The sequence below is a fragment of the Rhizobium sp. 01N48 genome, from assembly GCF_056399145.1.
Map to the genome: position 1 here is coordinate 21,462 of NZ_JBFTQT010000005.1, position 18,739 is coordinate 40,200.

Sequence of the window (18,739 nt, forward strand, 5' to 3'; positions counted from 1 at the left end):
AAAGCCGGTTATGAAAGCAATGCCTCATATCCGGCTTTCAAGGAATGCACCAATCAAACCTTCTAATAGGCCCGATCGCTTCAGCCGTTACTTGCCCTCAAGAAACGCCTTGAAGCGATCGGCGTAATCGGGATGCCAGCGCGACAGCGGCGGGCGGTTCTCGATGATGTCGCCGACGGCCCAGGCCATGCGGCGCTCGTCGACCGGGCGGGCGACGTCGTTGTCGGGGCAGAGGATGTAGAAATCGCCCTTCTCGAGGCTCTCGATCATGAAGTCGACGGTCTGCTCCGCCGTCCAGGCAGCGGCCGGCTTCTCACCGCCAAATCCCTTGGAAAGCCCGGTGAAGACGAAGCCGGGGATCAGGAGGTGAGCGGAAAGCTTGCCGCCCTCGGTGTTGCGCAGCTCGTGTTCCAGCGCCTCGGTGAAGACCTTCACGCCCGCCTTCGAAACATTGTAGGCCGGGTTGCCGGGAGGGGTGGTGATGCCCTGCTTGGAGCCGGTGTTGATGATCAGGCCCGGTTCGCCATGAGCGAGCATATTGGGGCCGAAGGCGCGCGTGCCGTTGACCACGCCCATCAGGTTGACGCCGAGGATCGCGTCCCAGCCGCTGTCGTCGCTGAAGATCGAGGTCTCCGGCCCGATGCCGGCATTGTTCATCAGCACATGCACCTTGCCGAAACGCTCGACGACCTGACGCTCCAGCGTCTGAAGTGCGGCCTTGTCGGAGACATCGGTCTCGACGGCCAAGACACGGTCGTCACCGGAACCAGCCGCGACCGCCTTTGCCGCCGCGGCCAGTCTATCGGCGCCGAGGTCGGCGATGACGACATTCATGCCCTTGCTTGCAAAGTGCTTGGCGGCCGCCAGGCCAATGCCCGAGGCGCCACCGGTGATGACGGCAACGTTGGAGGGCTTGATGATATTGGTGAGATCGGTCACGGCTTCGGCCTTTCGCCTGGGATTGTTCGCTCGCAGCCAGATATGGTAATCTCGGAGGGCAAGTCAAACCACGGGCAAAGACCAAACCGGCAGGAGCTCCCGCATGGGCAGGTTGGAGACCATCCGCCTCGACGCGCAGATGGAAGAGTTCATCGATACACAGCTGCGAGACGGCAATTACGGTTCCGTCGACGAGGTCGTCGACGCGGCATTGCGTGTGCTGCAGCACAAGGCCGAGCGTGATGCTATCGAGGCGGCGATCATCGAGGGCGAGCAGTCAGGGGAGCCAGAGGAGTTCGACGGCGAGGAATTCCTGAGCGAACTACATCGCAAACATGTCCGCTAGGCACCGCTCCTACCGGATTTCGCCAAGAGCGCGCCAGGATCTCGACGATATCTGGCTATATACGTTTCAGACGTGGTCGAAAGAACAGGCCGACAGCTACTATCGCGGCTTGGTCGGCTGTTTTCCTGAGTTGGCGAGCGGAGCCAAGCGAGGCCGCTTCTCGGATAGTCTCCGTCCCGGCTACAGGGCTTTCGCCTATCAATCCCACTACATCGTCTACAAGGAGACCGACCGGCTGGTCACTATCATACGCATCCTGCATCGTCGCATGAACATCACAAAGCACTTCTAGCGACCCGGTTTCTCGACGTCCTTGCCCTTGCGTCCGGCGTCAATCTCGCTAAAAGTGCCCGGCGATACCGGGTCTTGCGGCTAGCCGCGACCCTCCTGGCACAACGGATCTCATCATCATGGCATCGCACAAAGACGTAAAGAAAGTCGTCCTCGCCTATTCCGGCGGTCTCGACACCTCGATCATCCTGAAGTGGCTGCAGACCGAGCTTAACGCCGAAGTCGTCACCTTCACGGCCGACCTCGGACAGGGCGAAGAGCTCGAGCCGGCGCGCAAGAAGGCCGAGATGCTCGGCATCAAGGAGATCTACATCGAGGATGTGCGCGAGGAATTCGTGCGCGATTTCGTCTTCCCGATGTTCCGCGCCAATGCCGTCTATGAAGGCGTCTACCTGCTCGGCACCTCGATCGCCCGTCCGCTGATCKCCAAGCRCCTGATCGACATCGCCAAGAAGACCGGCGCCGACGCCATTGCTCACGGTGCGACCGGCAAGGGTAACGACCAGGTTCGTTTCGAGCTTTCGGCCTATGCGCTGAACCCCGACATCAAGATCATCGCTCCCTGGCGCGACTGGTCGTTCAAGTCGCGTACCGACCTGCTCGCCTTCGCCGAAGCCCACCAGATCCCGGTTGCCAAGGACAAGAAGGGCGAAGCGCCGTTCTCCGTCGACGCCAACCTGCTGCACTCCTCTTCCGAGGGCAAGGTTCTGGAAGATCCTGCTGTCGAGGCGCCCGAATACGTGCACATGCGCACGATCTCGCCGGAAGCCGCACCCGACAAGGCCACAACAATCAAGGTCGGCTTCGAGAAGGGTGATGCCGTCTCGATCAACGGCGTGCGCATGAGCCCGGCGACGCTGCTCGCAGCACTCAACACCTACGGCCGCGACAACGGCATCGGCCGTCTCGACCTCGTCGAGAACCGCTATGTCGGCATGAAGTCGCGCGGCGTCTACGAGACCCCCGGCGGCACGATCCTCCTTTCGGCCCACCGCGCGATCGAGAGCATCACGCTCGACCGCGGCGCGGCGCACCTCAAGGACGAGATCATGCCGCGCTACGCCGAGCTGATCTATTACGGCTTCTGGTTCTCGCCGGAGCGCGAAATGCTGCAGGCGCTGATCGACAAGAGCCAGGAGCATGTCGAGGGCGAAGTGACGCTGAAGCTCTACAAGGGCAACGTCATGGTCATCGGCCGCGAGAGCGACAAGTCGCTCTACTCCGACACGCTCGTCACCTTCGAGGACGACCAGGGTGCCTACGACCAGAAGGACGCCGCCGGCTTCATCAAGCTCAACGCGCTGCGCCTGCGCACGCTCGGCAAGCGTAATCTGGGCAGGTAAGCGGCATCTGCCGATTTGGTTTCGAAAGGCCCGCCTCGTGCGGGCCTTTTTGCGTCTTGGGGGCTTGTTTTGCGCGGAGGTGCCAGCTGTCCACACACGCCTCCACATATGCGACGCCAACGGAACACGCGCTCCTCTCAACCATCACCGCCCGTCCGCTTTCCCCTTGCCAACCGCCTCCCGGGATGCTCTTCAAGCAACAACACCACCCCTCCAGACACCGGCCCGCCCCATGCCCATTCTCATCCGCGACGCCACTCTCTCCGACATCGACGCGATCACCACCATCTACCGCGACTCCGTCCTGAACGGCGTTGCGAGTTACGAGATCGCCCCGCCCGACCGCGACGAGATGGCGGCGCGATACCAGGCCATAGTCGACAAGGGCTATCCCTATATCGCCGCCGAGGACGAGCATGGCACGCTCATCGGCTATGCCTACGCATCGGCCTTCCGCACGCGTCCGGCCTATCGGTTCATGGTCGAGGATTCGATCTATCTGGCGCCGGAAGCGCGGGGCAGGGGTGTCGGCAAGCGTTTGCTGGAGGAGCTGATAGCGCGCTCGACGGCGCTTGGTTTCCGCCAGATGATAGCCGTTATCGGCGGTGCGCACCCGGCCTCGATCGCGCTGCATGCAAGCCACGGATTCGAGGAAATCGGCCGCATCAAGGGCTCCGGCTTCAAGCAAGGGCGCTGGCTGGACACGATGTTGATGCAGCGGGCGCTTGGCGACGGTACCTCGACCGATCCCGATCCACACACCTATCCGGCGACGCTGTTCTTGGGGTGATAGCGCCTATTTCTCGACGAGCTTCAGCGACTTGTTGAACACCTTCAGCACCTGCTGCAGGTCGTGGCCGCGCTTCAGGATCTGGCCGTGGGTATTGACGACGGAATAGGCGCCCTGCTTGGCGGCGAGCTTGGGGTTTTTCTCGATACGGAAGAGCGGCATTTCGCCGGAGCGCTTGAAGACGGAGAAGACGGCAAGGTCCTTCAGGTGGTCGATCGCGTAATCCCGCCACTCCCCTTCGCCGACCATGCGCCCGTAGATCCACAGGATCGCATCCAGCTCTCGCCGGTGAAACGTCACCGGCAACGGGTCCTTGCTCTGCTTGTAGTCCCTGATATCCACGACGACGGGGGAATCGCTGTCGGTGGCCCGATTATTCCCACGCCGCAAATCCGGCTGATCTGTCATCAGGCTCGAATGCCTCCGTTCGTGACACGCGGGTGACAGTTTGCCTTAGCGTTTACAAATTGCAAGCGCGACCTTGCGCGCATTAAGCATAGTCTGTGCAATCTGCCGCGTGCCCCATTTCAGTCAAAACAGCGCCTCAATTAAAAGTGAAATTCGCTCGCACTTGACCGGCGCATCCTCAGCGGGTTCGCCGACACTGAATTCTGCGCATCGTCTTTCGGCACTTTGGAGGAGATGTGACTGTTTGGCGCCAGCGCGCCAAAGGGCCCGGCTGATCGTATCGACCTTAACCCCAGCCCCGAATACGATCAGTCGGGCCGCCCCGCTTCCACCTGAAAAGACAGATGAAATTCTTGGAAGCGTGTCGCAATCCTTCGGATTCGCTGGTCACGCTTCAAGTCTTTGTTTTGTCGCATGTCGTCGCCGCAAAACCGCTGCACACTTTTGCGCGACATGCTTATGCCTAACGGCTCAGATGTTCTTGCCGGCCATGACCACGGTGGCGCCAAGGATCGCCGATGGCGTTCCGTCGGCCGTGGACGACTGAAGCAGCACCGCGCAGCCCTCGAGATCGGGCTTCTGCAGCACGGTAGCTGGCAGCGTCAGCTTTGTTTCCTTGCCGTCCCACATGCCAACCGTCTCGACATCCGAAACGCTGTGCGTATAGGCGATCTTCTGGCCGCTGTTTTCGCCCTTCTGCACTTCGATCGTCTTTTCGCGATCGAAATAGACCATGACGACACTGGCCTTGCCCTGACCGGGCGCGACGTTGATTTCGAGCTGATCGCCCTTGACCTCGGCCTTGATCGGAACCGTCAGCCCTTCGCCACCGGTCAGAAAGCCGTCGACCTTCTTCTCGATGCCGCCGATATCCGAGCCCATGACATGATCGCGGCCGTTCACCACCACCTGCGGCGTGTAGACATTGGCGCGGCCCATGGTCTTCGCATAGCCATACTGGCGTTCGGTGTTTTCCTTCGAGCTCAGCGTATCCGCCCAGCCCATGTAGTTCCAGTAATCGACGTGATAGGCGAGAGCGATGATATCGCCGCGCTCAACGAGCTTGCGAAAGGCCGCATCTGCGGGAGGGCACGAGGCGCAACCCTGAGAGGTGAACAGTTCGACAACGCCTTTGGGCGCCTCCTCGGCGAGCAAAGGGCCCGCCAGAGCCACACCTGCAATCAGCGAAATCAAAAACCGCGGCGACATTGCACCTCTACCTCTTTTCCTCTCCACCTTGCCGAAACGCCGGCCTAAATCGCTGGCCAGACACGCACGCAAGGGCTCCGTCTCTTCAACCTAGAGATAATCGCTCCCGATCCAAACGAAAAATCACGAACGGGTGAGACGGAGCCCGCGTGGGACAACTCCGCAACACTTCGCCGTGAGCCAGGCCGCTTGCAGCCCTCCCGAACGCGAAAAAACCGCCGGAAATCGCTTTCCGGCGGCCATTATCAGGCAGGTCTTAAAAATCAGCGCCGATCAGGCTGCGAGATCTCGCAACACCGTCTGCAGGATGCCGCCATTGTTGAGGTAGATGACCTCGTCGAGCGTATCGACGCGCGAGAGCAGCGGAACGTCCTTCACGGTGCCGTCGCCATAGGTGATTTTCGCGATCTTCCTCTCGCGCGGCTTGATGTTCTCAAGCCCCTCGATGGTGACGATCTCGTCGCCCTTCAGCCCCAGCGTCGCCCAGGTCGTGCCCTCCTCGAAGACGAAGGGGATGACGCCCATGCCGACGAGGTTCGAGCGGTGGATGCGCTCGAAGCTTTGCGCGATCACGGCCTTGACGCCGAGCAGGTTGGTGCCCTTCGCCGCCCAGTCGCGCGACGAGCCGTTGCCGTATTCGACACCGGCGAAGATGACGAGCGGAACGCCCTCGGCCTTGTACTGCATGGCCGCGTCGTAGATCGATTCCTCTTCCTTCGACGGGTAGTGGATGGTGTAGCCACCTTCCTTGCCGTTCGGGCCGAGCATGTGGTTGCGGATGCGGATGTTGGCGAAGGTGCCGCGCATCATCACCTCGTGATTGCCGCGGCGCGTGCCGTACTGGTTGAAATCGGCAACGCCGACATTGTGCTCCAGCAGATAGGCGCCGGCGGGCGAGGCCGCCTTGATCGAACCGGCCGGAGAAATGTGGTCGGTGGTGATCTTGTCGCCAAAGAGACCAAGGACGCGCGCACCCTTGATGTCGGAAACGCCGGAGCCGGTCTTGCCCATGCCGACGAAGTAGGGCGGGTTCTGCACATAGGTCGAGTTGTCGTCCCATGCATAGGTCTGGCCCGGGGGAACCTGCACGGCCTGCCAATTGGCATCACCCTTGAAGACGTCGGCATATTTCGTCTCGTAGAGTTCGCGCGTGACGTATTTCTGGATGAAGGCCTGCACTTCGTGCGAGGTCGGCCAGATATCCTTCAGATAGACGGGGTTGCCGCTCTGGTCCTCGCCGATCGGCTCCTTGGTCAGGTCCTTCTGCACCGTGCCGGCGAGCGCATAGGCGACCACGAGCGGCGGCGAGGCGAGATAGTTCGCCTGCACGTCGGGCGAGATACGGCCTTCGAAGTTGCGGTTGCCGGAGAGAACGCCCGAAACGATCAGGCCCTTGTCGTTGATCGTCTTCGAGATCGGCGCCGGCAGCGGACCGGAATTGCCGATGCAGGTCGTGCAGCCGAAGCCGACGAGGTTAAAGCCGAGCTTGTCGAGATCGGCCTGCAGGCCGGATTTCGCCAGATACTCGCCGACCACCTGCGATCCCGGCGCCAGCGAGGTCTTAACCCACGGCTTGGTCTTCAGGCCCTTGGCAACGGCGTTGCGGGCGAGAAGGCCGGCGGCGATCAGGACCGATGGGTTGGACGTGTTGGTGCACGACGTGATCGCGGCGATCGCCACGTCGCCATGGCCGAGATCGAAATCCGTGCCTTCCACCGCATAGCGATTGGAGAGCTGGCCGGGCTTCTTGTAATCCGCATCCATCGAGCCGGCGAAACCGGATGCGATGTTCTCAAGCGGGATACGGCCTTCGGGACGCTTCGGGCCGGCCATGGCGGGCACGACGTCGCCGAGATCGAGCTCCAGCGTATCGGTGAAGACGAGATCGGAGCCATCGCCTTCGCGCCACATGCCCTGCGCCTTCGAATAGGCTTCGACCAGCGCGATGCGGTCATGCGAGCGACCGGACATGGTGAGGTAGTTGATGGTTTCGCCATCGACCGGGAAGAAGCCGCAGGTGGCGCCGTATTCCGGGCCCATATTGCCGATCGTCGCGCGGTCGGCGAGCGGCATGTTGTCCATGCCCGGGCCGAAGAATTCGACGAACTTCGAGACAACGCCCTTCTTGCGCAGCATCTGCACGACCATCAGCACGAGGTCGGTCGCGGTCACGCCTTCCTTGAGCTTGCCCGTCAGCTTGAAGCCGATGACTTCGGGAAGCAGCATCGACACCGGCTGGCCGAGCATGGCCGCTTCCGCCTCGATACCACCCACACCCCAGCCGAGAACGCCGAGACCGTTGATCATCGTCGTGTGGCTGTCCGTGCCGACGCAGGTGTCCGGATAGGCGATCGTCTCGCCGTCCTCTTCCTTGGTCCAGACGGTCTGGCCGAGATATTCGAGATTGACCTGGTGACAGATGCCGGTGCCCGGAGGCACGACGCGGAAATTCTGGAAGGCCTGCTGGCCCCATTTCAGGAAACGATAACGCTCGCCATTGCGCTGATATTCAAGCTCGACGTTCCTGGAAAACGCCTGCGGTGTGCCGAATTCGTCGACGATGACGGAGTGGTCGATGACGAGATCGACGGGCACCAGCGGGTTGATCTTTTCCGGATCGCCACCGAGCGACACCATCGCGTCGCGCATCGCCGCAAGGTCGACCACGGCGGGAACGCCGGTGAAGTCCTGCATCAGAACGCGCGCCGGGCGATAGGCGATTTCGTTTTCGACCGTGCCCTTGTTGTTCAACCATTCCGCGACACCAAGGATATGCTCCTTGGTGACCGACTGGCCGTCCTCGAAGCGCAGCAGGTTCTCAAGCAGAACCTTCATCGAATAGGGAAGCTTGGAAACGCCGGGCAGGCCGTTTGCTTCGGCCTTCGGCAGGCTGAAATAGACATAGTCCTTACCATCGACGGTAAGGACGGAACGACAGTTAAAGCTATCAAGTGATTTAGACACGAGAGACCCCGTTTCTGATCGCGAACACAATTGTGCGGACGCCTATGCACTAAAGGCACATCAGGATGCGGGTACGGCCATTTCCGCGGTCCGCACATGAAGTCAGACCTCATGTTCGGCGCTAGGATGAAATTCACGCCGACCGCTGGCGTGGTGATCAACATATAGATAGTTTCGGCGAAAGCTGCCAGAGAGGCGCCCACCATTTTTGATTTTTTTGCATCGCATGACTGAAAACCTGAACCCCGGAACCCCCATGCATCTCCAAGCCTCCGATCTCGCCGCCTTCAGGGGCGAAGAGCTGATTTTCGAAGGTGTGTCCTTTAGCCTGACCTCAGGCGAAGCCCTGGTTTTGACTGGCAAAAACGGCTCCGGGAAGTCGACCCTGCTGCGCGTGCTGGCCGGCCTGCTACGGCAGGAAACGGGCACGATCACCGTCACGAACGCCAACGGCGACACCGACATCCGGCTCCCCGAGATCAGCCACTATCTCGGCCACCGCAACGCCATGAAGAGCGAGCTGACGGTGGACGAGAACTTGAGCTTCTGGCGCCGCTATCTCGGCGATACCCATCTTGGCGATAGTGGGGGCGGCACCGGCATGTCGATCGAAGACGCCGCCGATGCCGTGGGCCTCTCCGGTATCACCCATCTCCCCTTCGGCTACCTCTCCGCCGGCCAACAACGCCGCTTCGCCTTCGCCAAGCTGCTCGTCTCCCACCGCCCCGTCTGGATCCTCGACGAACCGACCGCCGCTCTCGACGCCAGCGCCGATCAGCTCTTCGCCGGGTTGATCGAGGCGCATCGTGGGGCTGGCGGCATCGTGATTGCGGYGACGCATCAGCCGCTGGGGTTGAGCGATGCCAGGGAGTTGCGGATGGCGGGGTTTTCGGGGGTGAGAGCTGGGGTGTGGGGGTGATGGCGATGTTTGCAACAAAAACCCCTCCCCAACCCCTCCCCACAAGGGGGAGGGGCTTGCCTGTCGCAACCGCTCGGCAGAACACCAACCTGTCAACCGGTACGAAGACGAAATGCGGGAATTCTACAGCGCCCCGGCTTAGCCCCTCCCCCTTGTGGGGAGGGGTTGGGGAGGGGACTTCAGCGGCGCCCACCGAGGCCGTGTTGTTCCTTCGTAGCTACCGTCGCGCCAGGATTACCCCCCTCTGCCCTGCCGGGCATCTCCCCCACAAGGGGGGAGATTGGCTAGGTGCACCCGCTCGCTCCACCTTCGTTGGTTGGCGTAAACATCGCAACGAGTCGATCTCCCCCCTTGTGGGGGAGATGCCCGGCAGGGCAGAGGGGGGTACCCCACCCACGAACCTCTCCATAACCCTCCCCACCCCAAAGAGGGCCCACCCATGACCGCCCTCCTGTTCCGCGACCTCAAGCTCTCCATCCGCGCCGGCGGCGGCGCTCTCGTCGGCGTGCTGTTCTTCCTCACTGTCGTCGCCGTCATCCCCTTCGGCGTCGGCCCGGATCTCGCACTGCTCGCCCGCATCGGCCCAGCCATCGTCTGGATCGGCGCGCTGCTCGCGGCGCTTCTCGGCCTCGACCGCCTCTTCCAGGCGGAGCGTGACGATGGCGCGCTCGATCTGATGCTGATGCAGGAAACGCCGCTGGTGCTGACCGTGCTCGTCAAGTGCCTCGCCCACTGGCTCGCCACCAGCCTGCCGCTGGTGATCGCCTCGCCGCTGCTCGGGCTCTTCATGAACATGAGCGAGAAGGCGATCGGCGCCACCATGCTGACGCTGTTGGTCGGCACGCCCGCCATCACGCTGATCGGCGCGGTGGGCGCCGCCGTCGCAGTCGCACTGCCGCGCGGCGGGTTGCTGGTGTCGATCCTGGTGCTCCCGCTCACCATCCCGGTGCTGATCTTCGGCGTCAGCGCGACTTACGCGGCGGTCGAGGGACCGGCCCCCTTCATGCCGCCCTTCCTGATCCTGATCGCGCTGACCCTCTTCTTCGCCGTCATCGGCCCGGCGGCGGCGGCGTTGGCGCTCAGGAACACATCGGATTGATCATCGGCTTGATTGCCCGGGGCGGCGGATCGCGCTAAGGAGACGGCATGACCGAGAATAGCCTTGCCATCACCAAATTCAGCGATCTCGCCAACCCCACAAGGTTCCTGGCGCTCGCTTCCCGCCTCATCCCGTGGATGGCCGGGTTCACCGCCCTCTGTTTCATCGTGGGGCTGTATCTCAGCTTCACGACCGAGGGCGACTACCAGCAGGGCGAAACCGTCCGCATCATGTATATTCACGTGCCGGCAGCCTGGCTGTCGATGATGGGCTACACCATCATGAGCCTGTCGGCGATCGGCACGCTCGTCTGGCGCCACCCGCTGGCCGACGTCTCGGCCAAGGCTGCAGCCCCGCTCGGCGCCGCCTTCACGCTGATCGCGCTCGTCACAGGCTCGCTCTGGGGCAAGCCGATGTGGGGCACATGGTGGGTCTGGGATGCGCGGCTCACTTCCGTCTTCATCCTGTTCCTGATGTATCTTGGCCTGATCGCGCTCAACCGCGCCATGGAAGACCCGAGCAAGGCCGCCCGCCTCTCGGCCGTCCTGATCCTCGTCGGCTTCGTCAATATCCCGATCATCAAGTTCTCGGTCGATTGGTGGAATACGCTGCATCAATCGGCAAGCGTGCTGCGCCTGGACGGCCCGGCGATCGACCCGGAATTCCTGCGCCCGCTGCTGGTCATGGCGATCGCCTTCACCATGCTCTTCCTGACGCTGCATGTGATGGCCATCCGCAACGAGATCTGGCGCCGCCGCATCGCCGCCCAGCGCCGGCTCGCCGCGCGCCTGGCAAGCCGCGAGGGTTAAAGAGATGACACAGTCCTACGCCTTCTACGTCTACGGCTCCTACCTCTTCGCTGGCCTGATCACCATTGGTGTGACGCTTTGGACCTGGCTCGACGGCCGCGCCCGCCGCCGCGAACTGGCCGCGCTCGAAGCCTCCGGCATCCGCCGCCGCTCCGCGCGCGCCAAGGATGCGCCCGAAGCGAAGGCCAACGCATGACCGACGCGCCGAACACCGAGCCGACGTCCGCCACACCGGCAGAAGCACCGAAGGAAAAGCGCGGCCTAGGCCGCTACGCCTTCGCGCTGATCCCGCTTCTCGTCTTCGCCGGCATTGCCGGCACGGCGGGCAAGATGCTCTACGACCAGGATGTGCACGGCAAGAACATCTCCGAGATCCCCTCGGCGCTGCTTGGCACCAAGGCCCCATCGCTCGACCTGCCGCCGCTCGAGGGCGCCAACCTGCCGGCGCTCACCGATGCCGCCGTCAAGGGCAAGCTGACGCTGGTCAACGTCTTCGCCTCCTGGTGCATTCCCTGTCGCGAGGAGCATCCGATATTGAAGGAACTGGCAAAAGATAGCCGGCTCAATATCGTCGCAATCAACTACAAGGACAAGAACGACAACGCGCTCGGCTTCCTCGGCGAACTCGGCAACCCCTACAAGGCGATCGGCATCGACCCCAAGGGCCAGGCCGCGATCGACTGGGGCGTCTACGGCATCCCTGAAAGTTATCTGGTCGGGCCGGATGGGACGATCCTCTACAAGCGGGTTGGACCGTTCGACGATATCAGTTTGAAAGAGGGGCTTTATCCGGCGATGGAAAAGGCTTTGGGGAAGGCGGGGTCGTAAGGGCGGCTTTGGTAAGGTTTTGCGCGGCGCCTGCGAGATAGTGAGCCTTCGCGCCCGGAGCCCCCTCATCTGCCTGCCGGCATCTTCTCCCCGCTGGGGAGAAGGGACTCGGGGCGGGCCGCTCGCTCAACCTTCCCTTCGCCCCAACGGGGAGAAGGTGGCCCGAAGGGTCGGATGAGGGGGCTCCGGGCGCCAACGCCAGCTACATCCCAGCACCAAATCAGCCCACCACTCACTCACCCCACCAAAGACCGCGGCACCACAAACCTCTCTAGCACCCCACTCCCAGCCGTCACATCCCCCCAAGCCACCGCGAAATCAATCACCGCCAAAGCCCCCGTCGGAAACTTCTCCCGGAGGCCGGAAAGCCTCTCCCCATCCGAAACGAGATCGATCGCCAACTCCTGCAGCCCCGGATTATGCCCGACAACCAGCAGCGTCCGAACCGAAGCATCGACACCACGGATAACCGCCGCGATCCGCTCCGCCGCCGCCTCATAAATCTCCCCCACATCCCGCTGCTCGATATCATCAGGCAGCTCGGCGCCGACGAGCGCCCAGCTCTCCTGCGTGCGCCGCGCCGTGGACACCAGCGCGAGATCGGGAACCAGCCCCTCGCGGGCCATATAGCGTCCCATCAAAGGTGCCGCCTTCAAACCGCGACCGCCGAGCGGACGATCATGGTCGTCGACGCCATCGGGCCAGGCGGATTTGGCGTGGCGCAGCAGAAGCAGGCGGTATCGCGGGAGCGTGGTGTCTGGTGTCATGAGGCTCTCCGGATGAGGATGGCGGGAGTGTAACCCTGGAAACGAAAAAGGACAGGCCCAGCCCGTCTAAGAGGCCAAGCCTGTCCTTTCCAATCCATGCAATCCAGCCTCTCCCGTCACCGGAAGAGGCCGAAAACCCTTAGTTCCACTCGCGGATATCGACGAAGTGGCCGGCGATGGCCGCGGCAGCCGCCATGGCGGGCGACACCAGGTGGGTGCGGCCCTTGAAGCCCTGGCGTCCCTCGAAGTTGCGGTTGGAGGTCGATGCGCAACGCTCGCCCGGCTTCAGGCGGTCGTCGTTCATGGCGAGACACATGGAACAGCCAGGCTCGCGCCAGTCGAAACCGGCAGCCTTGAAGATCTTGTCGAGGCCTTCGGCTTCCGCCTGTTCCTTGACGAGGCCGGAGCCCGGAACGATCATGGCGCTGACGGTGCCGGCAACGGTCTTGCCTTCGACAACCTTGGCGGCGGCGCGCAGGTCTTCGATGCGGCCGTTGGTGCACGAGCCGATGAAGACGCGATCGACGGCGATGTCGGTGATCTTCGTGCCCGGCTTCAGGCCCATATAGTCGAGCGCGCGCCACTTCGACGTACGCTTGTTCTCGTCGGCGATCTCATCCGGGTTCGGAACGATGCCCTGCACCGAGATGACGTCCTCGGGCGAGGAGCCCCAGGAGACGATCGGCGGCAGTTCGGCGGCGTTGAGCGTGACGACGCGGTCGTAATGCGCGCCTTCGTCCGACTTCAGCGTGTTCCAGTATTTGATCGCCTGGTCGAGCGTTTCGCCCTTCGGCGCGCGCGGCTTGCCCTTGATGTATTCGTAGGTCACGTCGTCAGGCGCGATCAGGCCGGCGCGGGCGCCGCCTTCGATCGACATGTTGCAGATGGTCATGCGGCCTTCCATCGACAGCGCGCGAATGGCTTCGCCCGCATATTCGATGACGTAGCCGGTGCCGCCTGCCGTGCCGATTTCGCCGATGATGGCGAGCACGATGTCCTTGGCGGTGACGCCAGCAGGCAGTACGCCGTCGACCTGCACCAGCATGTTCTTCGCCTTCTTCTGGATCAGCGTCTGGGTGGCCAGAACGTGTTCCACTTCGGACGTGCCGATGCCATGCGCCAGCGAGCCGAAGGCGCCGTGCGTCGAGGTGTGGCTGTCGCCGCAGACGATCGTCATGCCCGGCAGGGTGAAGCCCTGTTCCGGTCCGATGATGTGGACGATGCCCTGGCGCTTGTCGCTTGCCGAATAATATTCGACGCCGAACTCGGCCGCGTTGATCGCCAGCTGCTCGACCTGGATGCGGCTTTCCTCGTTCTTGATGCCGAGATGGCGATCGGGCGAGGTCGGCACGTTGTGGTCGACGACCGCGAGCGTCTTTTCAGGCGCGCGAACCTTGCGGCCCGTCATGCGCAGCCCTTCGAAGGCCTGCGGCGAGGTGACTTCGTGGACCAGGTGGCGGTCGATGTAGAGAAGACAGGTGCCGTCGTCCTGTTGATCGACCAGGTGGTCGTCCCAGATCTTGTCGTAGAGGGTACGAGGTGCGCTCATGGCGATACATCCGTTATTATGCAAAGGGCGTTGCTATGCAGTGGGGGTATGGAGCTTGGCGGCGCATAGGCCACCGGCCGTCGGTCGATCAGAAAGGGATCAACGAAGTCGGCTGTTGAGCGCACCGGAAACGGTCGCAAAGAAGCGTGCCGGCAGGCGGTAGTGATCCTGCAGCACGAAAATATGCGCCCCAATGCAACTGAACTTGGATTCCATGAGCAGTCACTTACCAATTTTTCCGATGCTCGGCAATTCGATTCATTAGCGCTTTATCGCCGTCCGTCTCTGCCGCGCATCCGTTTCTCGATCTGCCTAAGGCCAAGCGACAGGCCGATCGTCAGGATCAGGTAGATATAGGTGACGATCGAATAGGTTTCAAAGAAGCGGAAGGAGCCGGAGGCGTAGATCTTGCCCATCTGCGTGATATCGGACACCCCGAGCACCGAGACCAGCGAACTGTCCTTCACCATCGCCACGAAATCGTTCGACAGCGGCGGAAAGATCACCTTGATCGCCTGCGGAAACACCACGAGGCGAAAGCGATGATAGCGCGACAGGCCGAGCGCCTTGGCGGCCTCGATCTGCCCGTGATCGACCGACTGGATGCCGGCGCGGAACACTTCGGCGATGAAGGAGGAATAGCCGATCATCAACGCGATGATCGCCCGCCACATCAAGGAGAACTCGCGCACCAGCACCGGTTCGGTCAGCCCGGCATTGACCAGCGGCGCGGTCAGGAAATTATAGGCGGCGACGAAGGCCGGCGCGCCGACGAAGGCGACGTAGAACAGAAGCACCAGCATCGGGATGCCTCTGACAACCTCGACATAGAAGCGGGCGATCTGGCGCAGCGCGACGCTGTCCGACAGCCCGAGCAGGGCTATGCCGAGCCCGAGCAGCGTCGCCAGCGCAAAGCCGACAAGCGTCACGAAAATGGTGATGCCGACGCCGTTGAACACGGTGCGGAACACCTGCGCGTAGACGTCGTTGGCGATGATGACGGCGGCGAGCGCAAGGCCGATCACGACAAGAGCGACCAGCCACCAGGGATAGTCGCCCTTCTCCTGGCCGGATCGACGTCCAAGGGGGTTTGGCTGCGAAGCCATCATGCTTCAGTCCGGGCGCGGCAAGCGATTGAGAAAGACGGGATCATTGACCCATCTTGTAGTCGAGGAACCATGTCTTGTTGAGCTTGTCGAAGGTGCCGTCGGCTTTCAGGCTGGCAATGGCCGCATTGACGGGACCGACCAGATCGGAGCCCTTCGGGAAGATGAAGCCGAAATCCTCGGTGCCGAGCGGCCCGCCAATGACCTTCAGCCCGCCATTCGACGCATCGACATAGCCCTGCGCCGCGACGCTGTCGGTCAAGACCACGTCGACATCGCCGGCCTTGAGCGCCTGCACCGTGGCGCCAAAGGTCTCGAACAGCTTGATGCGCGGGTTCTGCTCGTTGCCGTCGAGGATCTCGTAGACGGCGGCATAGAAGGGCGAGGTGCCCGGCTGCGCGCCGACCAAGCCGTCGTTGAAGGCGCCGAAGGTCTTGGCGTCGGTAAAGCGCGTCTCGTCGCCGCGCACCAGCATGAACTGCTGCGAGCGCATGTAGGGATCGGAGAAATCGACCTTTGCCTTGCGGTCGTCCTTGATGGTGATCCCGGTCATGCCGATATTGTACTGGTTATCAGACACCGCCTGGATCATCGCATCCCAGCTGGTGTTCTGGTACTCGACCTTGAAGTTCAGCCGCTTGGCGATCTCGTTCATCGCATCATATTCCCATCCGATCTGCTTGCCGGTCTTCGGATCGACGAACTGCAGCGGCGGATAGGCGTTCTCGGTGACGACCACGACCGTCTTGCCCTTCAGATCGGGAAGCTCGGCGGCGGTGGCAGCAAACGGCGAAAGAGCGAGTGCGGTCAGTCCGGCAAGGACGGTGCGACGAAACAGCATGAAATATCTCCCCAAAATAGCGCTCGCGGAAACTGTCATGTTTGCAAAGCCGCTGGCAAGGGGATTGGCGTGTGCGGATGGGGGAAATCGGGAATGGTGGTTTAAAAATGGGGGTGTTCGGGGGACGGAAATTCGTGAGGGTGTTCGGTCAGTCAGAAGACCCCTCCCCAACCCCTCCCCACAAGGGGGAGGGGCTTGCTGGGCGCGCCGGTGGCGGACAACCGCAACTCTCAATAGTCGCAACGCTTATAGTTTGGCACGGCGCGAGCCACAGGTTAGCCCCTCCCCCTTGTGGGGAGGGGTTGGGGAGGGGACTTTACTCTACCCCTTGAACAAATTCCCAATCGGATGTCGGATCACCCATCCCTCGCCCGTCCTTAGGGTCCAACCCATCGCATCAACTCGGAGGAACACCCCATGCCAAGCACCATCCGCCTGCACCGCGTTCTCGCCACCAAGCCCGAGAAGGTCTACCGCGCCTTCATCGAAGCCGACGCGATGGCCAAGTGGCTGCCGCCGAACGGCTTTACCTGCAGCGTCCACCATTTCGAGCCGACCGTCGGCGGCACCTTCAAGATGTCGTTCCGCAACTTCACATCGGGCAACAGCCATTCCTTCGGCGGCGAGTATCTCGAACTTGTTCCCGGCGAACGCGTGCGCTATGTCGACCGCTTCGACGATCCCAACCTGCCGGGCGAGATGGAAGTGACGGTCGAACTGAAAAAGGTCTCCGTCGGCACCGAAATCAACATCACCCAGGCCGGCATCCCCGACCTCATCCCGCCGGAAGCCTGCTACCTCGGCTGGCAGGAATCGCTGCGCAATATGGCGCGGCTGATCGAGCCGGAGATTGCGGAGTAGTAGGCGACAAAGACCGCTCCAACTTTACTGAAGTCCCCTCCCCACAAGGGGGAGGGGCTAACCCGGGGCTCGCGAAGTGCCAAACCATAAGCGTTGCGACTATTGAGATTTTGCGCTTATCACTGACAGTACGCCCAGCAAGCCCCTCCCCCTTGTGGGGAGGGGTTGGGGAGGGGTCTTCGTCACACCTCACCCACCGACCAAATGCCTCTTTTGATTGCATTAACACAGAACCGCTATCCTGACGTCACCAAGGAGCGCGTATGATATCCGCCCTTGGTATTCGCCGTCTGCGGCGTTGAGCAGGACTGACATAAGCGGGATGACAATGAGGGACCCACCAGAAGCCAGCTTTCCTCGCCGCGAATTCAGGAGAGCGAAGCGGCCCGTCTACATCGGTCTGCTGGCTGGAGGCGTTATACTTCTGTATCCGGTTGCCACGGGCGCCACGAAGATACTTGGCCCCGAGTTTGGCGTGGCTCCCCGAATAGTGCTCACTTTGGCATGTTTGGCCATCTACGCCGTCGGAGCCCGCGCACTTCTATCGCGGTGGGATTTTGATGAGGTCGTCTTGGCGTTTGATCACCAAGGCATCCAATTCACACCCCGTGGCACCGGACGCATACCCTGGGCGTCGATCGCCGGCATCAAATACCACGAAGTGGGGCGATTCCGGGAGAACAAGATCATCGCGATCAGCAAACGGGATGCCGAAACAAAGGAGACCAGAATTGATGCTCACCTTCTCCGCGGCAGCAGGCCGCGAGAACTATATGAGACCATGAAGCGTTACCATCGTCACTTTGCACCGGCGACGAATAGCAAGGACGACGCGAATGTCGGTACCTATGCCTCATCGTCATGGACAGGACTGGACGACGATTGAAGCCATGCAGCGGCGGCTGCCGATCGGCGCAGCCAGCCTCATGTGCAACAAAAAAGGCGACCCGGAGGTCGCCTTTTTCGTCAATCCTTGCGGATGAAGCTTATTCCGCTGCCGGCTCGGCTGCGGCGGCTGCTTCAGCTGCTGCTGCTTCGGCAGCTGCCTTTTCGGCGGCTTCCTGTGCTGCCTTTTCGGCTGCCAGAGCCTGAGCAGCTGCAACCTTCTCAGCTTCCAGACGTGCCTTTTCCTGGGCGAGAGCAGCGCGCTCGGCGTCGTTGAGCTTGCGGGCGCGGACGCCGGTGTCTTCAACGATACGAGCCGACTTGCCGCGACGGTCGCGCAGGTAGTAGAGCTTGGCGCGACGGACCTTACCGCGGCGAACGACTTCTACGCTTTCGATGGCAGGCGAGTAGACCGGGAATACGCGCTCGACGCCTTCGCCGTAGGAGATCTTGCGGACGGTGAAGTTTTCCTGCAGACCGCCGCCGGAGCGAGCGATGCAGACGCCTTCGTAGGCCTGTACGCGGGTACGCGTGCCTTCCGTGACCTTCACGTTGACGCGGACGGTATCACCAGGAGAAAATTCCGGGAGCGTGCGCTTGGCTTCGATCTTGGCGACCTGTTCGGCCTCAAGCTGCTGAATGATGTTCATGTGTCAACCTCATTGTTGGTTCGACAACCAGAGCGCCCTGCGATCAATCCTTGGGTCTAGCCTCGGATCTATGCCTCTTCAGGCAGGGGCGAATGCGTCTGTCTTTCTTTGCTTGGTTGATGGGAGATTCCCATT

20 protein-coding genes and 1 pseudogene are annotated in these 18,739 nt (G+C 62.0%); 11 read left to right on the forward strand and 10 right to left on the reverse strand.

Translation table 11 applies throughout. The features are described from left to right. Window positions 1–87 precede the first annotated feature (87 nt). Window positions 88–939, reverse strand: a complete 852-nt coding sequence (locus AC1DOG_RS11880; RefSeq protein ID WP_477928209.1) for an SDR family NAD(P)-dependent oxidoreductase — start codon at window positions 937–939, stop codon at window positions 88–90. 103 nt (window positions 940–1,042) lie between these two features. Between AC1DOG_RS11880 and AC1DOG_RS11885 the strand changes: the two genes are divergently transcribed. The 4 genes from AC1DOG_RS11885 (at window position 1,043) to AC1DOG_RS11900 (ending at window position 3,709) form a co-directional block, all read left to right on the forward strand. Next, entirely contained in the window at window positions 1,043–1,285 is a 243-nt protein-coding gene (locus tag AC1DOG_RS11885; RefSeq protein ID WP_477928211.1) for a type II toxin-antitoxin system ParD family antitoxin, read from the forward strand. Further along, a complete protein-coding gene (locus AC1DOG_RS11890; protein ID WP_113009393.1) occupies window positions 1,275–1,577 on the forward strand; it encodes a type II toxin-antitoxin system RelE/ParE family toxin in 303 nt (100 codons plus the stop codon). Before AC1DOG_RS11885 ends, AC1DOG_RS11890 begins: the two co-directional genes overlap by 11 nt. A gap of 118 nt (window positions 1,578–1,695) precedes the next feature. Continuing rightward, window positions 1,696–2,919 carry an argininosuccinate synthase gene (locus tag AC1DOG_RS11895; RefSeq protein ID WP_477928213.1) on the forward strand — a complete coding sequence of 408 codons (1,224 nt, stop codon included), beginning with the start codon at window positions 1,696–1,698 and terminating at the stop codon, window positions 2,917–2,919. A 232-nt stretch (window positions 2,920–3,151) separates the two neighbouring features. Continuing rightward, entirely contained in the window at window positions 3,152–3,709 is a 558-nt protein-coding gene (locus AC1DOG_RS11900) for an N-acetyltransferase family protein (RefSeq protein ID WP_477928215.1), read from the forward strand. 6 nt (window positions 3,710–3,715) lie between these two features. Here AC1DOG_RS11900 and AC1DOG_RS11905 read toward each other — a convergent pair whose 3' ends face one another. The 3 genes from AC1DOG_RS11905 to acnA all read right to left on the reverse strand — a co-directional run bounded on the left by AC1DOG_RS11905 (window position 3,716) and on the right by acnA (window position 8,290). Beyond that, window positions 3,716–4,117, reverse strand: coding sequence for a DUF2794 domain-containing protein (locus tag AC1DOG_RS11905; RefSeq protein WP_018902263.1), 402 nt, complete (start codon window positions 4,115–4,117; stop codon window positions 3,716–3,718). Between the two features lie 471 nt (window positions 4,118–4,588). Continuing rightward, on the reverse strand, window positions 4,589–5,326 hold the full coding sequence (locus tag AC1DOG_RS11910; RefSeq protein WP_477928217.1) for a DUF1223 domain-containing protein: 738 nt from the start codon (window positions 5,324–5,326) through the stop codon (window positions 4,589–4,591). A 273-nt stretch (window positions 5,327–5,599) separates the two neighbouring features. Then, window positions 5,600–8,290: an aconitate hydratase AcnA gene (acnA, locus tag AC1DOG_RS11915; RefSeq protein WP_477928219.1), complete on the reverse strand. Its 2,691-nt coding sequence runs from the start codon at window positions 8,288–8,290 to the stop codon at window positions 5,600–5,602. Window positions 8,291–8,546: 256 nt separating this feature from the next. Between acnA and ccmA the strand changes: the two genes are divergently transcribed. The 5 genes from ccmA to AC1DOG_RS11940 all read left to right on the forward strand — a co-directional run bounded on the left by ccmA (window position 8,547) and on the right by AC1DOG_RS11940 (window position 11,945). Then, window positions 8,547–9,209 (forward strand): heme ABC exporter ATP-binding protein CcmA, encoded by a 663-nt coding sequence (ccmA, locus tag AC1DOG_RS11920; protein WP_477928221.1) that lies wholly within the window; start codon window positions 8,547–8,549, stop codon window positions 9,207–9,209. Between the two features lie 439 nt (window positions 9,210–9,648). Then, window positions 9,649–10,308 carry a heme exporter protein CcmB gene (gene ccmB, locus AC1DOG_RS11925; protein WP_413396931.1) on the forward strand — a complete coding sequence of 220 codons (660 nt, stop codon included), beginning with the start codon at window positions 9,649–9,651 and terminating at the stop codon, window positions 10,306–10,308. A 47-nt stretch (window positions 10,309–10,355) separates the two neighbouring features. After that, a complete protein-coding gene (locus tag AC1DOG_RS11930; RefSeq protein WP_477928223.1) occupies window positions 10,356–11,117 on the forward strand; it encodes a heme ABC transporter permease in 762 nt (253 codons plus the stop codon). Between the two features lie 4 nt (window positions 11,118–11,121). After that, complete coding sequence (gene ccmD / locus AC1DOG_RS11935) at window positions 11,122–11,313, forward strand: heme exporter protein CcmD (RefSeq protein ID WP_477928225.1); 192 nt, start codon at window positions 11,122–11,124, stop codon at window positions 11,311–11,313. Beyond that, the gene (locus tag AC1DOG_RS11940) at window positions 11,310–11,945 is read left to right on the forward strand and encodes a DsbE family thiol:disulfide interchange protein (protein ID WP_477928227.1); all 636 of its coding nucleotides are present in this window, start codon (window positions 11,310–11,312) and stop codon (window positions 11,943–11,945) included. The genes ccmD and AC1DOG_RS11940 overlap by 4 nt, the downstream gene beginning before the upstream one ends. A 49-nt stretch (window positions 11,946–11,994) precedes the next feature. Here the strand turns inward: AC1DOG_RS11940 and AC1DOG_RS11945 are convergent. From AC1DOG_RS11945 to AC1DOG_RS11965, 5 genes and pseudogenes are all read right to left on the reverse strand, one after another. Beyond that, window positions 11,995–12,147 (reverse strand): annotated as a pseudogene (locus AC1DOG_RS11945) (endonuclease domain-containing protein); the annotation flags it as partial. Window positions 12,148–12,181: 34 nt separating this feature from the next. Next, a complete protein-coding gene (locus AC1DOG_RS11950) occupies window positions 12,182–12,712 on the reverse strand; it encodes a SixA phosphatase family protein (protein ID WP_477928229.1) in 531 nt (176 codons plus the stop codon). Window positions 12,713–12,851: 139 nt separating this feature from the next. Next, on the reverse strand, window positions 12,852–14,261 hold the full coding sequence (leuC, locus tag AC1DOG_RS11955) for a 3-isopropylmalate dehydratase large subunit (protein ID WP_111562604.1): 1,410 nt from the start codon (window positions 14,259–14,261) through the stop codon (window positions 12,852–12,854). Between the two features lie 269 nt (window positions 14,262–14,530). Next, complete coding sequence (locus AC1DOG_RS11960; RefSeq protein ID WP_477928231.1) at window positions 14,531–15,367, reverse strand: amino acid ABC transporter permease; 837 nt, start codon at window positions 15,365–15,367, stop codon at window positions 14,531–14,533. A gap of 43 nt (window positions 15,368–15,410) precedes the next feature. Further along, complete coding sequence (locus tag AC1DOG_RS11965; protein WP_477928233.1) at window positions 15,411–16,208, reverse strand: transporter substrate-binding domain-containing protein; 798 nt, start codon at window positions 16,206–16,208, stop codon at window positions 15,411–15,413. A gap of 417 nt (window positions 16,209–16,625) precedes the next feature. Between AC1DOG_RS11965 and AC1DOG_RS11970 the strand changes: the two genes are divergently transcribed. Both AC1DOG_RS11970 and AC1DOG_RS11975 read left to right on the forward strand, forming a co-directional pair. Continuing rightward, window positions 16,626–17,069, forward strand: a complete 444-nt coding sequence (locus tag AC1DOG_RS11970) for an SRPBCC family protein (protein WP_112946133.1) — start codon at window positions 16,626–16,628, stop codon at window positions 17,067–17,069. A gap of 836 nt (window positions 17,070–17,905) precedes the next feature. Next, on the forward strand, window positions 17,906–18,052 hold the full coding sequence (locus AC1DOG_RS11975; protein ID WP_477928235.1) for a hypothetical protein: 147 nt from the start codon (window positions 17,906–17,908) through the stop codon (window positions 18,050–18,052). A 3-nt stretch (window positions 18,053–18,055) separates the two neighbouring features. Here AC1DOG_RS11975 and rplS read toward each other — a convergent pair whose 3' ends face one another. Next, window positions 18,056–18,604: a 50S ribosomal protein L19 gene (gene rplS / locus AC1DOG_RS11980; RefSeq protein WP_018901924.1), complete on the reverse strand. Its 549-nt coding sequence runs from the start codon at window positions 18,602–18,604 to the stop codon at window positions 18,056–18,058. Window positions 18,605–18,739 lie beyond the last annotated feature (135 nt).